The 16,372-nt window shown below is 47.1% G+C and carries 14 protein-coding genes; 3 read left to right on the top strand and 11 right to left on the bottom strand.

What is annotated here, in order from left to right; all coding sequences use genetic code 11:
* Positions 1–90 precede the first annotated feature (90 nt).
* The 3 genes from VIM87_RS21990 to VIM87_RS21980 form a co-directional block, all read right to left on the bottom strand.
* Entirely contained in the window at positions 91–1,428 is a 1,338-nt protein-coding gene (locus VIM87_RS21990) for a sigma-54 dependent transcriptional regulator (RefSeq protein ID WP_331999090.1), read from the bottom strand.
* 102 nt (positions 1,429–1,530) lie between these two features.
* On the bottom strand, positions 1,531–4,248 hold the full coding sequence (ligD, locus tag VIM87_RS21985) for a DNA ligase D (protein WP_331999089.1): 2,718 nt from the start codon (positions 4,246–4,248) through the stop codon (positions 1,531–1,533).
* A complete protein-coding gene (locus VIM87_RS21980) occupies positions 4,245–5,033 on the bottom strand; it encodes a Ku protein (RefSeq protein WP_331999088.1) in 789 nt (262 codons plus the stop codon). Before VIM87_RS21980 ends, ligD begins: the two co-directional genes overlap by 4 nt.
* A gap of 112 nt (positions 5,034–5,145) precedes the next feature.
* Between VIM87_RS21980 and VIM87_RS21975 the strand changes: the two genes are divergently transcribed.
* Complete coding sequence (locus VIM87_RS21975; RefSeq protein ID WP_331999087.1) at positions 5,146–5,487, top strand: hypothetical protein; 342 nt, start codon at positions 5,146–5,148, stop codon at positions 5,485–5,487.
* Positions 5,488–5,557: 70 nt separating this feature from the next.
* Here VIM87_RS21975 and VIM87_RS21970 read toward each other — a convergent pair whose 3' ends face one another.
* The 4 genes from VIM87_RS21970 to VIM87_RS21955 form a co-directional block, all read right to left on the bottom strand.
* Positions 5,558–6,601 carry a DNA topoisomerase IB gene (locus VIM87_RS21970; protein WP_331999086.1) on the bottom strand — a complete coding sequence of 348 codons (1,044 nt, stop codon included), beginning with the start codon at positions 6,599–6,601 and terminating at the stop codon, positions 5,558–5,560.
* Positions 6,602–6,682: 81 nt separating this feature from the next.
* Positions 6,683–7,180: a nicotinamide-nucleotide amidohydrolase family protein gene (locus tag VIM87_RS21965; RefSeq protein ID WP_331999085.1), complete on the bottom strand. Its 498-nt coding sequence runs from the start codon at positions 7,178–7,180 to the stop codon at positions 6,683–6,685.
* Between the two features lie 85 nt (positions 7,181–7,265).
* Positions 7,266–7,832 carry a ferritin-like domain-containing protein gene (locus tag VIM87_RS21960; RefSeq protein WP_331999084.1) on the bottom strand — a complete coding sequence of 189 codons (567 nt, stop codon included), beginning with the start codon at positions 7,830–7,832 and terminating at the stop codon, positions 7,266–7,268.
* A 58-nt stretch (positions 7,833–7,890) separates the two neighbouring features.
* On the bottom strand, positions 7,891–8,082 hold the full coding sequence (locus tag VIM87_RS21955) for a hypothetical protein (protein ID WP_331999083.1): 192 nt from the start codon (positions 8,080–8,082) through the stop codon (positions 7,891–7,893).
* A gap of 277 nt (positions 8,083–8,359) precedes the next feature.
* On the opposite strand from VIM87_RS21955, the gene VIM87_RS21950 reads away from it, so the two are divergent.
* Both VIM87_RS21950 and VIM87_RS21945 read left to right on the top strand, forming a co-directional pair.
* Entirely contained in the window at positions 8,360–9,778 is a 1,419-nt protein-coding gene (locus VIM87_RS21950) for a sensor histidine kinase (RefSeq protein WP_331999082.1), read from the top strand.
* Positions 9,779–9,881: 103 nt separating this feature from the next.
* Positions 9,882–11,339: a hybrid sensor histidine kinase/response regulator gene (locus VIM87_RS21945; RefSeq protein WP_331999081.1), complete on the top strand. Its 1,458-nt coding sequence runs from the start codon at positions 9,882–9,884 to the stop codon at positions 11,337–11,339.
* A 66-nt stretch (positions 11,340–11,405) separates the two neighbouring features.
* Here VIM87_RS21945 and VIM87_RS21940 read toward each other — a convergent pair whose 3' ends face one another.
* From VIM87_RS21940 to VIM87_RS21925, 4 genes are read right to left on the bottom strand one after another with little or no spacing between them, the layout of a single operon-like run.
* Positions 11,406–11,891: a low affinity iron permease family protein gene (locus VIM87_RS21940; protein ID WP_331999080.1), complete on the bottom strand. Its 486-nt coding sequence runs from the start codon at positions 11,889–11,891 to the stop codon at positions 11,406–11,408.
* 11 nt (positions 11,892–11,902) lie between these two features.
* Positions 11,903–13,360, bottom strand: a complete 1,458-nt coding sequence (locus tag VIM87_RS21935; protein WP_331999079.1) for a sigma-54 dependent transcriptional regulator — start codon at positions 13,358–13,360, stop codon at positions 11,903–11,905.
* Positions 13,361–13,418: 58 nt separating this feature from the next.
* A complete protein-coding gene (locus VIM87_RS21930; RefSeq protein WP_331999078.1) occupies positions 13,419–13,781 on the bottom strand; it encodes a response regulator in 363 nt (120 codons plus the stop codon).
* Positions 13,782–13,785: 4 nt separating this feature from the next.
* A complete protein-coding gene (locus VIM87_RS21925; protein WP_331999077.1) occupies positions 13,786–16,077 on the bottom strand; it encodes a glycosyltransferase in 2,292 nt (763 codons plus the stop codon).
* Between the last annotated feature and the right edge of the window lie 295 nt (positions 16,078–16,372).

The raw sequence follows: 16,372 nt of genomic DNA, 5'->3' as shown, positions 1-16,372 counted from the left end.
GATCATGGCCGCCACGCTGGCTATTCTGAGTATGACGCAGCTGCCTTCTCCCTTTATTGTACTGGCCTGCCTGTTATTAGGCTGGTGGCTTTAAATGCCGTATTCTTTGATCTTATTGTATAAGGTAGTTAACCCTATTTCCATTAATTCAGCCGCTTTGGTCTTATTGCCTTTTGTATAAGCCAGCACTTTTAAGATGTGCTGTTTTTCCATGCCGGCCAGGCTCAGGGAAGCAGGGTCGCTGCCTTGCTGGTTCCATAAAAAGTCAAGGGGAAGCACGGCTGCATCCAGCATATCCGTATCCGTTAGTATTACAGCGCGCTCTATTACATTACGCAGCTCACGTATATTCCCTTTCCAGGTATGCTGTTGCAGCGCCTGTAAAAAGGCAGGCGTCATGCCGCTTACGCGTTTATTAAGCTTAGGCCCCAGCTGCTGTATAAACCACATGGCCAGTTCAGGAATATCCTCCTTGCGTTGGTTCAGGGAAGGCAGCTGCACCTGGAAAGCGGAAAGGCGGTAGAACAGGTCGGCCCGGAAATGCCCGTTACTGATCTCTGTTTCCAGGTTACGGTTGGTAGCGGCAATAATACGTACATCCGTTTTAGTGGGTACAGCCTCTCCTACCCGGTAAAACTCCTGGGTTTCCAGCACCCGCAGCAGCTTGGCCTGCAGCTCCACCGGCATTTCCCCTATCTCATCCAGGAAAATGGTGCCGCCGCGCGCTTCCTCAAAAAATCCTTTCCGGTCTTTGGCAGCGCCGGTAAAGGCGCCTGCTACATAACCAAACAATTCACTTTCCAGCAGCTCCTTACCAAAAGCGCTGCAGTTCACTGCTACAAAAGGCTGCTGCTTACGCCTGCTGCCCTGGTGTATGGCCTGGGCAAATACTTCCTTACCGGCGCCGGTTTCGCCTAACAACAATACGGTAATATCTGCGGGGGCTACTTTTTCGGCCAGTGTTATGGCAGCTTTAACAGCCGGCGACCGGCCTATAATATTTTCAAAGCTATATTTGCTGCCGATCTTTTTTTCCAGCTCCCGTACGCGGAACTGCAGCAAAGCCTTGTCCATGGCTTTACTTACCAGCGGCAGTATTTTATTATTATCATCGCCCTTGGTAATATAATCAAAGGCGCCGTTCTTAATGGCCTGTACACCATCTGCAATATTGCCGTAGGCAGTTAATACAATGATCTCGGTATCCGGGTGGGCGGTTTTAATAGTATGGGCAAGGTCTACGCCATTGCCATCGGGAAGCTTTACGTCGGATAGTATAACCTGGATCTCCTCTTTTTCCAGCAGCTTTTGAGCGGTACGGGCATTGCCGGCTTCATACAGCGTATAACCTTCCAATGCTAGTAAACGGCTGAGCAGCTTACGCAGCTGCTCCTCATCGTCAATAACAAGAATATTACCTTTAGGCATAGCGCAAAGGTAATTCGTAATTGAATGCTAAACGCGGGATGCTTACTGCTAAAATACAGCGAGCATTTGGCGTTTAGCATTTAGCTTTTAGCATTGGGGCTTTCACTCCGCCATTTCTATTTGTTGGATCACCTTTTTCAGATCATTCTTTACCTGCTGCGTAGGCTGCCACAGATCCCCTTTTTCTTCCAGCCGCGCCAACATATTGTGCATGGTAAAATCTGAGATCTGCAGCTGATCATTCACTTCTTCCCACAGCAACGGCGCGGATACGGTGGCTCCCGGTTTGGGGCGTACAGCGTAAGGTGCGGCTATGGTTTGCCCGCGGCTGTTCTGCAGAAAATCTACATACACCTTTTTCTTACGGGCCGATTTTGCCCTTACCACACTGGTAATACCCGGCAGCTGCTGATTGGTTTGCCGCGCAATAAATTCTGCAAACAGGCGGCAGGTCTCATACTCATATTTAGCAGCGGTGGGAATGTAAATGTGCAGGCCGGATGCACCGGAGGTTTTACAAAAGCCGGTTACTTTCAGCTGGTCCAGTATTTCTTTAATACACAGGGCTGTTTCGATCACCGCTTTAAAACCAATGTCCTCCGGATCCAGGTCCATTACCACGTAATCCGGGTTATCCAGGCGGTTTACCCGGGATAGCCAGGGATTTACCTCAATACACCCCAGGTTGATCATATAAGCCAGCGTAGCCTCATTATTACACAGCAGGTAATCCACATCCTTCCCGGTGGAGGCGGCATGCAATGGAATGGTCTTGATCCAGTCCGGTGTGGTTTCAAGATCAATATCTTTCTGGTAAAAGCTGCTGCCCTTAATACCGTTGGGAAAACGGTGCAGGCTCATAGGCCGGTCTTTCAGGTAGGGCAGCAAATATTTTGCAACAGCCAGGTAATAGTCAACCAGCTGGCCTTTGGTGATCTTTTCATCCGGCCAGTAAATTTTCTGTTGGTTCGTAAGCGTTACGTCTTTACCATTCAGCTTTAATGTGCGCTCTTTTTCATGCTGCACAGCAGGAGCTGCCTTTGCAGCAGTCTTACTTTTTGCAGCAGTAGATTTTGCGCCACCGGCTTTCGCAGCACTTGCTTTTGCAGCAGCGGGTGCCTTTGTTTTGCGGTTTGCAGTAGTAGCCATTTGTAATGGTTTTGCAGTTTCCCTTTTTACTTCCTTCACCGGCTTATCCTTTCGCAGGCCCATGAATATAGGTTGCCGCAGGTGGCCTCCTTCTGTCCATGATGAAAACTTTATCTGGCATACCAGCTCCGGTTTTACCCAGGTGACCGGCATATTGGTTTTTATTTTTTCTTTGAACACCGGTGTTTTTTGCTGCAGCGGCTGCAGCTTATCATACAGCATATCTATGAGCTCTCCGTTTAAACCGCCGCCACAATGCCCTACATACCGCAGGGCGCCTTTATCATCCAGCACGCCCAGCACCAGCGCCCCCAGCTTTTTACGGCTGCCGCGCGGCGCCGTGTAACCGCAAATAATAGTTTCCTGCTCATTCAGCACCTTCATTTTTAGCCAGTTCATGGTACGGCGGTCTTCTTCATACACACTATCCGCCTTTTTGGCTATAATGCCTTCCCATTGTTTGCTGCGGGCTTTTTCATATAGCTTTTCACCGTTTGTTAGTATATGATCCGAATAGATCACGGCCGGGTCATTCAGCTGCTTTACCACTTCCGCTAACAGCTCTTTACGTTGTATTAAGGGCATCTCCCGCAGATCCTGCCCATCCAGGTTCAGCAGGTCAAAAACAACGTACGTGAGCTTGCCGGTATTAGTAGTATTTTTGTAGTTCTGCAAAGCCTGGAAGTTGGTATTGCCTTTACTGTCCAGCACTACTACTTCTCCATCCAGTACCACATTGTGCGAAATTTTCTCTACGGCCTTTACAATGGGGGGATAATCTTTGTTAAAAGAAAGATGATTACGGGAATACAGGTCCGCCTTACCATTCCGCACATCAGCAATGGCGCGGTAGCCATCCCACTTGGGCTCAAACAACCAGCCTTCCCGGCTAAAAGGGGCCTCCACCAGGGTAGCCATGGTAGGCTTATACATTTTTTCAGGAGCGGCTTTTACTTTTGTTTGAGGTGTGTTTGTTTTGGGTGCGGCGAGCGCTTTTTTTTTAACACCGCTTTGCGCTGCGGCGGTGCTGCTGCGCTTAGCAGTACTGCGTTTTTCGGTAGTTGCCACTTTCCTGCGGGCACTGCTGCCGCCTTTTTCCTGCTCCTTAAACTTCAATCCCTGCTCAATTACTCTCTTCGGCGTATAGTCCTCACTGTTATATTCCTCTTTTACTGCGTAATCATCCTTATGTTTTAATAGTAACCAGGAATTATCTTCCCTGCCTTTCATTTTCACCAGCGCAAATTCGCCTTTCAGCTTTTTGCCCTTCATCTTTATTTTTAGGTTACCCTCTTTAATTTCTTGCAGGGCTACCTTGTCAAAATTTTTACCATCGCCATGTAACAGCTCATAGCTGCCTTTGTCCCATACGTACACAGTGCCTGCTCCGTAATTACCCTTGGGTATGGTGCCCTCAAAATCTTTATAGTCATACGGATGGTCTTCTACCTGCATGGCCAGTCTTTTATCAGCAGGGTTTAAAGAGGGGCCTTTAGGTACTGCCCAGCTTTTTAATACCCCGGCTACTTCCAGCCTGAAATCGTAATGTATGCGGGAGGCGTGGTGACGCTGTATCACAAAAATATGCCGGCCCTTTGCCGCCTTGCCGCCCGTAGGCTCGCTGGTTTGCTTAAAATCCCGTTTTTTATTGTACGTGCTTAAACTACTCATGAGGCCCGTTTTTTACCAGTACTTCCATTGCCCAGGCTAGCTTTCAGCTGGCTAAACAGGTCGGTGCTTTTAGTATGCACCACCTTCATTTTCTTCACTGTACGGCGTTTGCCGCTGGCCTTGGCTTTAATGATCTTCATTAGTTCGGCCGTATACTCATCCTTATACTGACTAATGTCAAACTTGGTGCTGTATTGTTTCACCAGCGCTTCGGCCATGTCCAGCTCTCTTTTACTCACCTTGGTGCGGGCATCCGGCAGGGTTAGCTCTTCGGGTGACCGGAGCTCCTGCTCAAAACGCAGCTGCTGCAGCAGCAGGTAATTATCTCTCGCGCGCACTACTGCCAGGTGTTCTTTAGAGCGCAGCACAAAACGGCTTAGCCCTGTTTTCTTTGTTTTTTGCAAGGTTTTCAGCAGCAGCTCGTAAGCCTTTACCCCTGCTTTATCCGGCTCAATGAAGTAAGGCGTTTCAAAATAGATATCGTCTATTTCATCCTCCATCACAAAGGCCTCTATTTCTATGATCTTACTTTTTTTAGGACTGGCTTCTTCAAAATCCTCATCTTCCAGAATCACATACTCATCGTTATACAAATAACCTTTCACGATTTGTTCCCAGGGCACCTCTTTGCCGGTATCTTCATTAATGCGCTGGAATTTAATACGGGCGTGGTTCTTTTTATCCAGCATATCCAGGTCCAGCCGGCTGTCCTGCACAGCGCTGTATAATTTAACCGGGATATTTACCAGCCCGAAACCAATTGATCCTGACCAAATTGATCTCATAGTATTAATTATTTGTAAAAAGACTATAACACAAATAGTACCATAGTGGCAGGGGAAAAGGACCGGTGGCATAACTTTTGACTTTTACTCCTGGAACCAAATTCCCTTTTTTATGCAAGAGAAACCAGGTGAAATGACCACGCTGTCCCAGGTCATGGAAAAAATGCGACATAAGGGCTATGATCATGAATTTAAAATGAGTGACCATGGCAGAATGCAATCAACAGAAAGTAAGAAGGTATTTAACCCGGAAGATCTGAAGATTGTTAAAACATTCCGTTTTGAAGGAGAATCCGACCCTGCAGATTCCAACATTTTATACTTAATGGAAGATGCGGAAGGTGAAAAAGGATTTGTGCTGGATGCTTATGGAGTGTATAGCTCTCACGAAGAAAGCGGCTTTGACGATTTTATTAAAAAGATCCCGGTAGAAGACAGGGAGGAACAGATCTGATCTGATTGCAGATAATTTGCTGATGTGCTAATGAACAATAACGGGCAGTTAAAGATGTTTCATTAGCACATCAGCTTTTTTTCAGGAATTTCAGCAGCACTTTTTCATCGTTGTGCAGCTCCCCTTTCCCGGCTTTATTGCGGCTTTCCCGCACCTGCCGCATATAAGGCTCCAGCTTCCCCTCCTCATAGGCAATTAACAAACGCGGGTGCACATAATATTTTTTACACACCGCCCGCGTATTACCCAGCTTACCGGCCACCCCATCCATTACGCTTACAATATTCCGTTTACAGGCAGTAGCTGTATCAAAAGGCTCCATATCGGCCAGCATGTTCAAAGCATGCACGCTGCCGGCCCAGGTGCGGAAATCCTTGCAGGTAAAATCCTCATCCGTACACTCTTTCAGGAAGTCGTTAATGTCGCCCGAGCCCAGGCTTTTATGCTCGCCATTCTCATCATAATACTGGAACAGCTCCTGCCCTGGTATTTCCCGCACCTTCTTCAATAATTTAGCAAGGGAAGAATGTTTGATGGTGATCTTCTGCTCCACACCCTTTTTCCCCTTAAAGTGAAAGAACAGGGTGTTACCGTTAATTTTCACATGCTGGTTGCGCAGGGTGGTAAGGCCGTAGGAGCCATATAATTTCTCGTAAGAAGCATTGCCTACGCGGATCCAGGTTTCCTGCAGTACGCTAAGGGCAATGGATAACACCTTCTCTTTATTCATGTCCCTTTTACGCAGCCCTGCTTTAATACGTTTGCGTATCTGAGGTAGTTTTTCCCCAAAATGTTGAAGCCGGTCGTACTTGGTTTCATTACGCACCTGCTGCCAGGTGGTATGGTAGCGGTATTGGCGGCGGCCTTTGGTATCCACGCCTATGGCCTGCAGGTGACCGTTCTCATAAGGGCAGATCCATACCTGCTCCCAGGCTGGTGGCAGCACAAGCTTACGGATGCGTTCCAGTATGGCTTCATCTGTGACCTTCTCTCCCTTTGCATCCGTATAAAATACGCCGTTACCATTTTTAACACGGCTAATACCGGGCATATCTGTAGTTACATATCGCAGCCGTGCGGCTTTGGCTGTTAACAGCGCTTCCTCATTCTCCATTTTCCGATTAATACTGATTAGTACTGAAAAAGAATAACTAATAGTAAAGCCCGCTTATCTTACTGCTGCTACTCTTATTAATTATTCATTATTAATTAACTCCCGTTCCTTAAAATGGCGGCAGCAGGCGTCAATGATCTTCTGTGCGTATTCCTGCATCACCTCTTCAGGGTCTTTTGCAACAGGTACAATTTTGCCGGCAGCCAGCACCAGCCCTTTGCAGGTTATAGCATAGTAAGCATACAGGGTATTAACGCCCAGCGCCGGTTCAGGGGTGGCATAACCGGTAGCAGCAATACCCACCGTACTGTTAAACAGGGTGCAAACGCCCAGGGCCATTTGTATGGCTACCTGCTGTGATACAGCATTACAGTCCAGCGCATGAATAGGCTCAACCTGCAAATGCTTTACTTTTTGCCCGGTGTTATAGGCGGTAATACCGCCCTGGAAGAACTCTGAAGCATTGGTGGCCCGGCTAAGATTCAGCTGTAGCTGCCCTGCGGTTACACTTTCCGCTACTGCCACTGTAAGGCCGTTTGCCAGGCAATGATCGTGGATATAGTTAACGTGCTCGATCATGAATTACGACTTAACAATTTAAAAAGGCCTCCAGCGGTATGCAGAGGCCTTCGTAGGTTTCCGTAACAATAAATGATGTTGTTGTTTATTCAGCAGCAGCTTCTTCATTTACAGAAGATTCTGCTATTTGTGTCAGCGTCTGGTCTGTTTCTTTTTCTTCTTCCAGGGTTTGTTCCAGCAAAGAAGCGATTTCGCTTTGCCCCATCCTGTTAGCCAGTGTACGCAGGCTGCCATAAGCGGCTATTTCATAGTGCTCAATTTTCTGTGAGCACACAATAATACCCGCATCACGCACTGCAGTATCTTCTTCTGTATCGCTTACTACTTCCTGTCCTTCTGCTATTAAACCTTCCATAGCCGGGCATTTTTTAGCTACCGCTTTTGCGCCCAGCATTTCAAACACCTGTTCCAGGCGGCTTACATGGCCTTTTGTTACTTCCACATGTTCTGCAATGGCATTGGCCAGTTCTTCAGAAGTGGCAGCTTTTTGCATTTTGGGTAATGATTTTACCAGGTTTTTTTCTGCCCAGTAAATATCTTTCAGCTCATCCATGAACAGCTGCTGAAATTTAGAAGGCTCGCTATTGCTCTTGTTCTTAGCGGCGGAGGTCTTTGAGGTAGTTTTGGAGGATGCTTTAGTTGTACCAGCCATTTTTATAAGATTTTAAGAATGATGAAATAGTTAGTGTTAGAATACTTGGTGTTATATGTTATTTACCCTGTTCTTCGTTTTGCGGATCAGCAGGGGTATGTTTTATTTCCCTTTCAGGTACATCATCAGGAATATCCTGTTTATTGGGTGATTGTTGTCCCGGTGTAGCAGGCTTTTTATCAGGTTGCTCAGTGCCAGGTTGCTGTTGCGAAGGGTTGTTTTCATTACCCTTATCCGGTTGCTGTTTCATGGCTTTGATGTTTTGGTGAAAGAATATTTGTACAGTATAAAAAGTTAACAGTAACAAAAAGAAATCAAAGTTCATTCCATAGTAGCGTAATACAATTACCTATAGGCGTAAGAGATAAACACCATTTAAAATCGGCTGAAAGTCGCGTCAATCCTGTAGAATTTGCTTTTCATAATGTAGAAAATCTTGCACGTAAATCTGTAAGAGATCATTTAACAAATTTTTTAGAGGCAGATGCGTTAAATTAAATAACTTCGGAAGTCCCTTATTTGAACCAATGCACAATCCTGTACAAAGAAAAATAAGACTCGGCTTTTTTATAGCTTTCTCCGTTATCATTGCTGCATCGTTCTTTTCCTACCTGGTAACAAAGAACCTGCTGGATAATGCGGGCAGACTGAACCATACAATAGAAGTATCCAAAAGACTGGAAACAATTATCAAGCAGCTGAAGGATGCGGAAGCTGCCATAAGAGGTTTCAGCCTTACAAACGACAGCTCTTTCCTGCACCCTGATATGCAGGAAAGAAGCAACAATCTTCAGAAAGAATATGAAGCGCTGCGCAGTATTGTAATTGACAGCCATAAGCAGGAGCAGCATATGGATACGCTTAAGGCGCTGCTGGCTGTTAAATACCAGCAGCTGCAGGCCGGTGTTAGCTCCGGCAGCCCGCGTATAGAGCGGCTGTCTGTAACAGAAGGCGAAAAAATAATGGACCGTATAGAGCATGTGGTAGAGGACATGATGCAGATAGAAGATGCCCAGCTGCATGAAAAAACAGAGCTGTTCCACTTCTTCTCCAGCCTGTGGATACCGGTGATCTTTATTTCTTCTATCGTAGCCATTCTGATCGGCCTCTATTCTTACATTACCTTAACCAAGGAATTTAAGCTGCAGCTGCATATTGAATCCAAATTGAAATCTTACCAGCGCGACCTGCAGCAGAACATACAGCTGCTGAACAAAAGCAACCAGGAGCTGGAACAATTTGCCTATGTAGCCTCACATGACCTGCAGGAACCTTTGCGCAAAATATCCACCTTCAGCGACCGGCTGCAGGTAAAGTATAAAGACCAGCTGCCCCCGGATGCCTCCCAGCTTATTGACCGTATGATAGTAGCGGTAGGCCGTATGCGGATCCTGATCAATGACCTGCTGTTATTTTCCCGGGCCGGGCGCGTAGCCCCGGAAAGCATTACGGAAGTTGATATGAGCGCCCTGCTGCAAAATGTACTAAGCGACCTGGAAGTAGCGTTACAGGAAAAGAACGCCGTAGTACACAGCACCCAGCTACCCATCATAGAAGGGAACATTACCAACTTTCAGCAGCTGTTCCAGAACATACTTACCAACGCTATTAAATTTTCACAGGAAGAACGGCAGCTGGAGATCAACATCAGCTACCAGCTGCTGAAAGGCAAAGAGATCAACATTGTAAAGGAGAACCGCTGGGATGAAACCTTTTGCCGTATTTGTATTGAGGATAACGGGATTGGCTTTGACCCGGATTATGCGGAACGGATCTTCCTTATTTTCCAGCGCCTGCACGGCATCAGCGAGTACTCCGGTACCGGCATTGGGCTGGCCATTTGTAAAAAGATAGTAGACAGCCACCAGGGGTACATTATGGCTTATGGCTACCCGGGCAAAGGTGCCGCTTTTGTAATAATTTTGCCAGTTAAACAAAAAAAGTGACCTGCCGCTGCCTTACCGGAAAGTTTAGCACTTTAATTGCGGGAAATGATGCGGACCACTTCTACTGCTGAAGACGGTTGTTCCAGACACAAAATTTATACACTTGCCAAACTATTCAGACACGATCATGACGGACCAGCCCATACACATTTTGATGATTGATGATGACGAGGATGATTTTTTCCTGGTGAACGAGCTGTTACAGGACATATCCCCCGGCCAGTACCAGCTGAACTGGGCCTCCACCTACGCGCAGGGGCAGGAGCAGATCAGCCGCAAGGCACATGATATTTACCTGGTGGATTACCGCCTGGGACCTTATACCGGTATTGATATGCTGCACTATTTCCAGCAGATCGGGTATAAGGCGCCCGTGATCATGCTTACCGGTAAAGGAGATTATACGATCGATAAAGAGGCTATGATGGCCGGCGCCTCCGATTACCTGGTAAAAGGAGAGATCAGCGGCGACCTGCTGGAACGCTCCATCCGCTACGCGCTGGATGAAATGAACCACCTGCGCACCCTGGCGGAAAGTGAGAAAAAGTATTATGGTGTGTTTGAAAAAGCACATGACCTGATCATACTGGCCGACTGTGATAAGAACATCATTGACGCCAACCCCGCCTCCTGCAGAACCCTGCAATACACCCGCGAAGAAATGCTGGCAATGAACCTGAAAGACCTGTTCCTGTTTGAGGAGCAGTACCGGCATTTCTTTGACCAGATCTGCGGGGAAGACGGCTGCGGGCCTGCCGAATATAACTTTGTGAACAGCGCCGGCAAAAAGCTGGATGTAATGGTAAATGCCGTAATGCTGGACGCCGCCGCCCAGATCTTTTTGTGCGTAGTACAGGATATTACGGAAAAGAAAAAAGAGGAGCAGGAAAAACAACAGCAGCAAAAATTTGTAATTACAGGCCGTATAGCCCGCGTAATTGCACATGAGGTACGTAACCCCCTGACCAACATTTTACTGGCAGTAAGCCAGTTTAAACTGGAACCCGGCGTTACGGAAGACAGCCAGCTGTATACCGATATAATAGAACGTAACTGCATACGCATAAACCAGCTGATCACCGAGCTGCTGAACAGCACCCGCATGATAGAGCTGCATGTGCAGCAGCACGGCATTAACGAGCTTACGGAAAAAGCGCTGGCATTGGCGCAGGACCGTTTACAGCTGAATGAGATCCGGGTAGACAAACGCCTTTCTGACCCGGATGTAATGATACCCGCCGATGCCGAGAAAGTGGAAATAGCCCTGCTGAATATTATCATTAACGCCATTGAGGCCATGACGCCCGGCAAAGGAGAGCTGAACATTTATACCGCCCGCCATAACGACCGGGCAGTGATACAGGTTAGCGATAACGGGCCCGGGATACCGGAAGATATGAAGGCCAAGCTGTTTGACCCCTTCTTTACCAGCAAGCCCAAAGGCAGCGGTTTGGGCTTAACCAGCACGCAGAACATTATCATTAATCATAAGGGGAATATACATGTGGACAGTGAGCCCGGTAAAGGCACCACGTTCAGCATTACCCTACCCACTAACTAACACAATGCAAAAGGGCCGGTCAGTGACCGGCCCTTTCTTTTTATAGTATACTGTAAATGACCTTGCTTATTGTGCTTTGATCTTTTCCTCCGTATTCTCTATAGCTTCCTCTACAGAGTGGGATTCTTTCATATTAATACGCGCCTTAGTTTCATCCGCCAGCTTGCAGTAATATTTATGCAGCACATCCAGCTCCTCTTCCGTAAGGTCCTCTGCCACTATCAGCCGGTTACTGGCCTGGCGGTTCGCGGCTATGAGCTCATTCAGCTTTAGCTGCACCGATTTGGATTCCTTGTTCTGCGATTTCTGGATCACGAACACCATCAGGAAAGTGATGATGGTAGTGCCGGTATTAATTACCAGTTGCCAGGTATCGGAAAAACCAAATACCGGCCCGCTAACAGCCCAAATGATAATGATGCCCAAAGCAGTACCAAAGGCCCATACTGACCCTGTAACATTACTTACCTGCGTGGAAAAGCGTTCGAAAAAACCAACAACTCCTCCTTTTTTGTTCTCACCCAACTGTTGCTTTGTTTCCTCTTTTTTCATTACCCGGGTGTTCAATAATTAATATTGAGCAGGCGCAGCTTGTTATACAGTGTTTTACGGTCTATATTCAGCAGCTGCGCAGCTTTGGTTTTATTGTACTTAACCTCTTTGAGCACGTTAATGATCTTGTTATACTCCGCCTGTAAGGCTACCGTTTTAAGATCATTTTCATTGGCAATGGCCGCCAGCTCGCTCACCGGATCCTCCTCATAGCTTTGTACAAAAGCCTCTTTCATTTCCAGCGGCAGTGCGCTCATGGTAATATCCTGGTGCTCCGGCGTAAGCAGGCATGCGCGGCGTATTACGTTCTTCAGCTCACGGATGTTGCCCGGCCAGCTGTATTTCTGGAAACATTCCCATACTTCCTGGGTGATCTTACCGCAATTCTTTTGCAGCTCTTTTTCCACCTGTCCAATAAAGGCATTTACAAACAGCTGCAGGTCTTCCTTACGTTCACGCAGCGGTGGTATGTAAATGGTGAATTCGTTAAAGCGGTGAAACAGATCTTCCCGGAAACGGCCGCGCTGTACGGATTCTGACAGCTTTTCGTTAGAGGCCACGATGATGCGCACATCAATGGGTATCTCTTTCAGGCTGCCTACGCGGCGTATCACTTTTTCCTGTATTACGCGCAGCAGCGCTACCTGTATGTCGTAAGAAAGGTTGGATACCTCATCCAGAAAAAGGGTGCCGCCTGTTGCCTGTTCGAAGGCGCCAATCTTAGTATTGATAGCGCCGGTAAAAGCGCCTTTTTCATGACCAAATAATTCACTGGCGGCCAGCTCTTTTGAAAGGCTGCCGCAATCCAGCGCTACAAAAGGCTGTGAGCTGCGTTTGCTGTGATGGTGGATCAGGTGGGCTACGGATTCCTTACCGGTACCTGTTTCCCCGAAAATGATCACGCTATAGTCTGTTGGAGCTACCAGCTTGATCTGGCGGAACAGTTCCGTTGCACCGCTGCTTTCTCCATACACATACTTGTTGCTTTTATCCAGCATTTCAGAAACAGGCGCTTTGCCGTTAGCGCCGGCGCTTCCATTCTCCCGGTTAGCCGCTATGGTTTGCGGCTGGGAAACGGCCTGCAGGGCTTCTCTTTCACTTTCTGCATCCAGGTGCGCAAATGCTTTGTGCACCAGGTTCAGGATCTCATCCGGGTACAGTGGTTTGGATAAATAGTCATAAGCACCATTCTTAACCATTTCCACTGCAACCCTTACATCCGTATACCCGGTAATAATAATTACGATGGTACGCGGATTTAACTGGCGGATATCCTGCAGGAGCTGGGCACCGTCAGTATCCTTGAGACGATAATCACATAGTACCAGGTCATAGGTCTTCTCCTTCATCATTTTCAACGCTGCATTACCCGACATTGTAGTATCTACTTTAAATCCGTGTTTGCCAAGAAATTTACTTAACAAAGTACAGATATTGATCTCATCATCTATGATCATTATATTTCTCATAATGGTATGTATGATGTTGGCTATAAGCTTTTAAAGTTACGAAATAATTTGCAGACGATTAACTTTTAACATCTTTCATCAACTCGTCTACATTCTTTACACTAAAGGGTTTGGCCAGAAAATAACTGGCTCCTGCACTGAGTGCAGTTTGCTTTTCCATGCCGTTATCATATGCGCTGATCGTGATCACTTTTAAGGCTGGATATTTGTTTTTGAAAACAGAAATTGCTTCCAGTCCGGAACCATCCGGCAGGTGTATATCCAGAAAAAGTATATCCGGTTGCTGACTTTGAATACACTGTAAACCGGCGCGCAGCTCATGCACATATTTCACGTCATAACCCAGTCTAACTAAACTCATTTGCAACAACCTGCATATATCCGGTTCATCATCAATTATAAGGACAAACGATCCTTTCATAGTTTCAGTTGAGACTAAGTCTGACACCAGACTCAATCCCTGTTTTCTGTGTTGTAACATACTTGTGTTTATTCCATTGTTCCATTAATAACCTGGCTATCAGGTAACAAACACTCGACTCGGCGCCCTGATTCTGATTGACATTATTCTTTTCTAAACCGTCATAACAGCCGTAGGTGAGCGGGTTGTATATCAGTTGCTTTAAATGATTATTGCCCAGGTACCAACTAAACGCTAAACGCATTTTTTCCAGGTAGGCATGGTTGCCCGTGGCCCGGAAAAATGTGTGCAGGGTAAGCATGGTATAGGCTATTTCAATTGATTGTTCCCCGCCATCCAAAGTATTTGCAATATTATCCTGAGTGGTGTTCTTGTGATACCAGGTCCTGTTATTGATCACTTTCATGTAATTATCCGTAAAGGTTTTGCTGCACAGGAATTCCAGGCTTTCTTTTGCCGTATGCAGCCAGCCGGTATTACCGCTTACCTGGTAAGCCATCATCATAGCTTCCGGCAGCACGGCATTTCCGTAGGTCAGGTACGGCTCATACCACTTCCACTGTGCATCTGCCTCCTGTTGATATATATTATATAAACGGCCCGCTAAGGTATTAATTATATCTTCTGCTATGCCGCCCGGCCGGTATTGCATGTAATAATACAATCCCTTAATGGCAAATGCCATGGCCCGTGGCGAAGTAAGCGTTTCCAGCCAGGTAAGGCAGGGCTGCAATATACGGTTAGCCTGCTGCACCAGCAGGGAGGGCATTTCATTATGCCGGCTCAGTAAATAGCCCAGGGCCCAAACAGCGCGCCCGTTGGCATCTTCCAGGTTCACCTCATAATTAGCGCTGTCAAAATAACCGCGGATGTTCACATAGTTCAGGAAGCGGCCATCCGGCTGCTGGCAATACTCTATAAAATCAAGGTATTTGTGGCAAAGAGAGTTTACAAAGCTGCTGCCTTTTACAGTGCTGATGTACATACTCATGGCTATAAGGGCACGGGCATTGTCGTCCAGGGTGTAGCCGGATTCCGGGTCGGGCTGATCGTGCTTACAAAACTGTATCATCCCAAATTCGTCCGTCATACGGTCAATGTGATCCAGGTAAGCGGGCGGCAGGCTGGGAAGCAGCAGCTCTTTTTCGGCCATAATTTCTTTAAACATGGACATATGCGCAATGGCTACATTTTCCCAGATAGCGTTGCGTGTTTTTTCGATGGCATTGCGGCTCATTTGCTGGCGCAGCTCCTGGTCGCCCAGCAGGCGAATGGCTTTTTCAGCCAGCTGCTCATGACTGCCCATATCTATCAGGTAACCACAACACTCATCCAGCATTTCACGGGCCTGGGAAAAGGAGGTGCTTACAATGGGGCAGCCGGCGCTCATGGCATATAAGAAGGTGCCGCTCACTGCCTGGTGCGGATCTTTAGAGGTGAACAGGTAAATATCTGTTAAAGAAAGATAGTCCAGCAGGTTATCCAGGCTTAGGTAGCTATTTACAAATCTTACATGCTGCTGCAATCCCAGCTCAGCTATCAGCTGCTGCAGGCGCTGCCGGTATTGCTCTCCTTCCCGCGACAGCACCACCGGGTGAGTTTTACCCAGTATAAGGTACACGGTATCCGGAAACTGTTCTGCAATAGGCTTCATAGCGCGGATGGCTGTTTCAAGGCCCTTATTCTCACTCAGCAGCCCGAAGGTGGTCAGCACTTTTTTGCCCTGCAGGTTATACCGCTCTTTCAGCTCAGCCACGTTCTCTGTAATACGCGCATGCACGCCATGCGGTATATGTACGATCTTATGTGCAGGCAGATGGTAGGTAGAAAGGAGTATATCTGCCGAGGTTTGCGTCATTACTATGATCTTGCTGGCCAGGGCGCCTATAATGCTCACTACTTTCAGGCATTTAGGGTCCGGGTAAGGTAATACGGTATGGAACCGTACTACAAAAGGTTTATCCAGCAGGGATAACATGGCCAGCATATTATGCCCGTAATCGCCACCATAAAGGCCAAATTCATGCTCAAAACACACCAGGTCGATCTGGTCATCCGCATTCACCCGGTGGGCAAAGGTGATACAGCTGTCAATATCAAACGGATCCACCGTATATTTTACAGGCGCCTTGTACGCCGGCGCCTGAGACCTGCCTGCTTCCAGCAGGGCGCAAACGCTGATATCCAGCTTTTCTGCAAATGACTTCTGCAGTGCGTTCACCAGATCCTGGGCAAAAGTTGCAATACCACACTCACGGGGCGGAAAAGTTGTAACAAAAAGCAAAGTTTTATTCATTTGTGTCAGTTTTTTTCCGGTACAATTCACTGCTCTACGGAAAAGCTATCCAGTCAAATATCACTCCAACCACGGCGGTATTGCATTAGGGATCACCTGTGGAATCAGGCCTTACTTTAAAATGTGGAATAAAATCCACAGTCGTTCCTGCACCTCCCCAAACATTTCGGGAGTAGAATTGGCATGATGGGAGATAAAAAGAGGGGCTAAGTTTCTGGCTTACATTAACGGCGTATTCACATTTAAATGCATCAATGCCTTTAGATTTGCGCACAGAGCGCTACTACCAAAACAA

This window comes from Chitinophaga sp., from assembly GCF_036569125.1.
In the GTDB taxonomy this organism is placed as follows: domain Bacteria; phylum Bacteroidota; class Bacteroidia; order Chitinophagales; family Chitinophagaceae; genus Chitinophaga.
This window is presented reverse-complemented; position numbering and strand designations above follow the sequence as displayed.